The 5226-nt window shown below is 72.5% G+C and carries 4 protein-coding genes; 2 read left to right on the top strand and 2 right to left on the bottom strand.

Annotated features, from left to right (window positions below):
* Positions 1-406: 406 nt before the first annotated feature.
* Complete coding sequence (locus I59_RS05270; RefSeq protein WP_022902973.1) at positions 407-1726, bottom strand: nitrate/nitrite transporter; 1320 nt, start codon at positions 1724-1726, stop codon at positions 407-409.
* 160 nt (positions 1727-1886) lie between these two features.
* Positions 1887-2819 carry a proteasome assembly chaperone family protein gene (locus I59_RS05265; protein WP_022902972.1) on the bottom strand — a complete coding sequence of 311 codons (933 nt, stop codon included), beginning with the start codon at positions 2817-2819 and terminating at the stop codon, positions 1887-1889.
* A 75-nt stretch (positions 2820-2894) separates the two neighbouring features.
* Here I59_RS05265 and I59_RS05260 point away from each other — a divergent pair, with 75 nt between their 5' ends.
* Together I59_RS05260 and I59_RS05255 are read left to right on the top strand one after the other, a co-directional pair.
* Positions 2895-4358 (top strand): leucyl aminopeptidase, encoded by a 1464-nt coding sequence (locus I59_RS05260; protein ID WP_022902971.1) that lies wholly within the window; start codon positions 2895-2897, stop codon positions 4356-4358.
* A gap of 156 nt (positions 4359-4514) precedes the next feature.
* On the top strand, positions 4515-5226 hold a 712-nt coding region (locus I59_RS05255; RefSeq protein WP_031272973.1), incomplete at its 3' end, for an FAD-dependent oxidoreductase.

Here is a 5226-nt window from a genome sequence, read left to right as displayed (position 1 = left end):
ACGGGCTCGACGGGCTCGTCGTCGAGCTCCTCGTCGTCGGCCTTCGCCTTCTTGCCGCCCTNGGCGGTGTTCTTCTTCGGCGCGGCTTTCTTCGCCGGCGCCTTGGTGGCGCGCTTCTTCGGCGCAGCCGTCCCCTCGGCCTCGGCGGTCTCGGCCGTCGTGCCGTCGGGCTCGGTGTCCTTCGTGGGATCGATCGTCGTGCTCCGGGCAGCCATGCGATCACCTCTCTCGTCGTGCCACGTTCGTGGGGTCGTGGCCTCCCTCGCCGCCCAGGGCCGTCGCCGCAGTCCCCCGCGTCAGCCGGTCCTACCTATCCGGGCAGCACTAGGACCCATGTCAAGTCCCCCGGTTTCCACGCGCTCCGGCAGGAACGTCTGGTCACGAGGGCCCGATGGGTCCGTAGTCATTATTGCACGCCGCGCTTCCGCACACGTGCAACCAGTGCAACCCAGAGCGGGCCGACGCGTATTCCCTCCTGTTCGTGCAGCACGCGGCGGGTCCGGTGCCGCGCGTGCAGGAGCATCACGACGCCGAACCCGACCACCACGTACTGCACGATGAGGGCGAGTCGGAAGTTCGCCCAGGCGAACACGGTCTGGCCCGTGGCGCGCGACGCTGCGTCGAGCAGGATCCCGACGAGGAACATCATGACGAACGCCGCGAGGAAGCCACCGACGTTCACGAGACCGTTCGCCGAGCCCAGGGCCCCGACCGGGTTGAACGAGCGGGCGAAGTCGAACCCGATCAGCGAACCGGGGCCGCCGATGCCCATCGCGACAACCAGGAGGACGAGGAGCCAGGTCGGCGGCTGTCCGGGCCACGTCAGCACCGCGGTCCAGACCACCGCGAGGGCCGCGACGCACCCGAGCACCAGGTTCGACCGGCGGAGCGGGTACCGGGCGCAGAGCACGCCGAGCAACGGACCGGCGACGAAGCCGGTGACGACGATGACGGTCAGGAAGCCCGCGGCCTCGGTCGCGCTGTACCCGAGCCCGCGCAGCATCGGCACGCCCCAGAGGAGCGAGAACACCGTGCCCGAGGACTGCGTCACGTAGTGCGACCAGAACCCGAGCTGCGTCCCCGGGCGCCGGACGGCGTGCGTGAAGGTCCGGAGCGCGCCGCCCCAGGAGTGCGGCAGCGGGATCGCCCCCGTCCGGACCGGCACCGGGCCGTTCCGCACCACGACGAACGCGAGCACGAACCCCACCGCCCCGGCTGCGGCGGCGACCCCGTACGCAGTGGTCCACCCGGTGGTGTGCAGCAGCAGCGCGAACGGGAAGGCCGACAGCACCTGGCCGACCTGTCCGAGGTTGCCGGTCCACTGCGAGATCTGCGGCAGGATCCGGCCGCTGAACCACATCGGGAGCAGCCGGATCACCGAGATGAACGTCATCGCGTCGCCCGCCCCCACGAGCACGCGCCCGGCGATCGCCGGTCCGATCGTGGGCGACACCGCGACGACGGCCTGGCCGACGACGAGCAGGGCGGCGCCGAGGAGCACGAGCCGGCGCGGACCGAAGCGGTCGAGCGCGATGCCGACCGGGATCTGCAGCGCCGCGTACACCGCGATCTGGACGACAGCGAGGGTCGAGAGGACCGCCGCGGACACCGCGAAGCGCTCCTGCGCGTCGACGCCGGACACCCCGAGGGAGGACCGCTGCACCACCGCGAGCACGTACGCGAGCACCGCGACGCCCCAGACGAGGAAGGCGCGGCGGGAGTTCACCCGGCCAGGCTACCGGCGCGCCAGCACCGGGCCGGACGCGCGACGCGACCTGTGGAGAACCGCACCCGCGAGGCGGGCGCGCACCGTGCCTCCAGGCAGCAACCGGACGGGAGGCCCGTCCGACGTCCGCGACGCGACCCGCGTCCGACGCCGCCCGGGATCAGTCCGCGGTGCCGTCGCCCTGCGCGCGACGGTCCGCCAGGAAGCGCTCGAGCTCGGCCGCGATCGCGTCCGCCGAGGGGACCTCGCCGTCGACACCGGTGAGCGGCGAGCCGATCGGGTTGCCGGCCATGTACTCGTCGTGCCGTTCCTCGAGGACACCGACGAGCCGCTGCAGCTCGCCGTTGCCCGCGACCTGCTCGTCGACCCGCGACAGGAACTCGCGCCCCTCCTCGCGGAGCGCGTCCGAGGGGAAGATCAGCCCGGTCGCCGCCGAGACGCCCGCGAGGGCCGCGACCGCGGCGTCCGGGAACTCGGTGTCCGACAGGTAGTGCGGGACGAGGAGGACGAGTCCGGTGACCCCGTGTCCGGACTGCGCGAGCCGGTGCTCGACCAGGTGCAGCACGTTCGCGGGAGCCTGGGTCTCCGGCTTCCAGACGCTCATCTGCTCGACGAGGTCGGCGCGCGTGCCCGACACCGTCATCCGGATCGGTCGGGTGTGCGGGACGGGCATCGGGATCGACTGCACCCACGTCGTGTCGGCGACCTGCAGTTGCTCGACGAGGCCGGCCACAGCCGCGACGAACGCGTTCCAGCGGAAGTCCGGCTCGTACCCCGAGAGGAAGAGGAAGGGCTGACCGAGCTCGTCGCGCACGAGGGACAGCGTCAGCCGCGGCACGGCGACCGACTCGATGTGGTCGTGCTCGAAGGTGATCACCGGTCGCCGCGCCCGCCAGTCGAGCAACACGTCCGGGTCGAACTCGACGACCTTCGTGACGTCGAGCACGCCCTCGATCGACGACGTGACCTGGGCGACCGCGGACCCCGCGTCGGCGAAGCCGGTGAGCGCCGCGACGAGGTGGAGGCCCGCCGGCACCTCGGGGGCACCGTCGACGAACGAGTAGAGGTCCTCGGGGTGGTTCACCGTCCCCATGCTAGGCGGGCACGGGCGACGCCCCGGGCGGCAGGGCCACGCCGACAGCGAACAGGCCGCGGATAGGGTTGGGGCATGGTCCGACCGATCCTCTCCACCGTTTCGTCCGCCCCGACAGACACGGAGGCCGACGTCCTCGTCGTCGGCGTCCGACCGGGGGTGGACGGCGGGCCCGCGACCCTCGTCGACGCCGACCTGCTCGGCGACCTCGACCTCGCCGCGATCGGCGTGACGGGCGCCAAGGACCAGCTCGTGCGCCTCCCGGGCACGGGCGTCGCCGCCGCGTCGGTCGCGCTCATCGGCCTCGGCTCGGGCACCGACGCCGCCGCGGTGCGCAGCGCCGCCGGCAGCGCCGTGCGCCAGCTGCCCCTCGCGACGTCGATCGCGCTCGCCCTGCCGACCGCGACCGCCGAGCTGGTCGAGGCGGCCCTCGAGGGTGCGGCGCTCGGGTCCTACGTCTTCACCGCCCACAAGGGCACCGGCACGACCGGGCCCGTCCGCGGCGACCAGCGGATCGCAGTCGTCGCGCCCGCCGGCGTCGAGGTCGACCCGACCCGCGCGTCGGTGGTCGCCGAGGCGGCCGCGACCGTCCGGGACCTCGTCAACACCGCCGCCGGCGACCTCGGCCCCGCGGACGTGGCGGACGTGGCGGTCGCGCAGGCGGATGGTCTCCCCCTCACCGTCGAGGTGCTCGACGAGCACGAGCTCGAGGCGCAGGGCTTCGGCGGGATCGCCGGGGTCGGTCGCGGGTCGGTCCGCCCCCCGCGGCTCGTGGTCGTCCGGTACGCGCCCGAGTCCGCGACCAAGCACCTCGCCCTCGTCGGCAAGGGCATCACGTTCGACTCGGGCGGCCTCTCGCTGAAGCCCGCCGCGTCGATGCTCGGCATGAAGACGGACATGACGGGCGCGGCCACGGTGCTCGCCGCGACCGTCGCCGCCGCGAAGCTCGGACTCGACACGAAGGTCAGCGCCTGGCTCTGCCTCGCCGAGAACATGCCGTCCGGTTCGGCCACGCGGCCCGGCGACGTCCTGACGCTCAAGAACGGCAAGACCGTCGAGGTCACCAACACCGACGCCGAGGGCCGGCTGGTCCTCGGCGACGGCATGGCGGCCGCGTCGCTCGAGCACCCGGACGCCATCGTCGACGTCGCGACGCTCACGGGCGCGCAGGTCGTCGCGCTCGGTGACCGCACCACGGGCCTGATGGGCAGCGACGACCTCGTCGCGCAGGTGCGGGCGATCGCGGACGCCGTGGCCGAGCCGATCTGGCCGATGCCGCTGCCCGAGGAACTCGACGCGCGGCTCGCCAGCGACGTCGCCGACATGGTCAACGCGACCGTCGGCAACCCGGCCGGCGGCATGCTCCTCGCGGGCAAGTTCCTCGAGCGCTTCGTCGGCGAGGGCATCCCGTGGGCACACCTCGACATCGCCGGCCCCTCGGAGCACAAGGGCGGCGGCTACGGATGGCTCGGCAAGGGCGCCACGGGCGTCATGGTCCGGACACTCATCGCGCTCGCAGAAGAGCTCCAGTCCAGGTAGTAGGTTTGAGTCCGGCGGGGCGGCCGCGTGCGCGCGCACCCCGCCGGACCCACACGGGACGGGACCGGAACCACACGGTCCGACCGTGGGACGCCGCTCGCCGCGGTGTCCACGGGGCCTGACCGGTCCCGAACACGCACGAGGGAGTTGCACCAGGTGACGGAACAGACTTACGACGTCGTGGTCCTCGGTGGCGGCAGCGGTGGCTACGCCGCAGCGCTCCGGGCCGCCGAGCTCGGGATGAACGTCGCGCTCATCGAGGGAGACAAGCTCGGGGGGACGTGTCTGCACCGCGGGTGCATCCCGACGAAGGCGCTCCTGCACGCGGCCGAGATCGCCGACGGCACGCGCGACGCCGAGAAGTACGGCGTGATCGCCGAGTTCGCCGGCGTCGAGGTCCCGAAGGTCATCGAGTACCAGCAGGGCGTCATCTCCTCGAAGTACAAGGGTCTCCAGGGCCTCATCAAGGCGCGGAAGATCACCGTCGTCGAGGGCTGGGGTCGTCTGACCTCGCCGAACACCGTGCAGGTCGGCGACCAGACCGTGACCGGCAAGAACGTCGTGCTCGCGACCGGTTCCTACTCGCGGTCCCTCCCCGGGCTCGAGATCGGCGGCCGGGTCATCACCTCCGAGACCGCCCTCAAGATGGACTACGTCCCGAACAAGGTCGTCATCCTCGGTGGCGGCGTCATCGGCGTCGAGTTCGCCAGCGTCTGGAAGTCCTTCGGTGCCGAGGTGACGATCGTGGAGGCGCTGCCCCACCTCATCCCCGCCGAGGACGAGTCGATGTCGAAGCAGCTCGAGCGCGCCTTCCGCAAGCGCGGCATCGAGTTCTCCCTCGGCGTCGCTTCCAGGGCGTCGAGCAGCA

The organism is Curtobacterium sp. B8 (assembly GCF_000333315.1).
GTDB lineage: Bacteria > Actinomycetota > Actinomycetes > Actinomycetales > Microbacteriaceae > Curtobacterium > Curtobacterium luteum.
Note: the sequence above shows the minus strand (reverse complement) of the source record. Positions and strands in the feature narration are given on the sequence as shown.

What these genes read in the sequence shown, in the direction of transcription:
- I59_RS05265 (WP_022902972.1), bottom strand. Translation starts at nt 2,819, where the DNA reads ATGGGGACGGTGAACCACCCCGAGGACCTCTACTCGTTCGTCGACGGT.
- I59_RS05260 (WP_022902971.1), top strand. Translation starts at nt 2,895, where the DNA reads ATGGTCCGACCGATCCTCTCCACCGTTTCGTCCGCCCCGACAGACACG.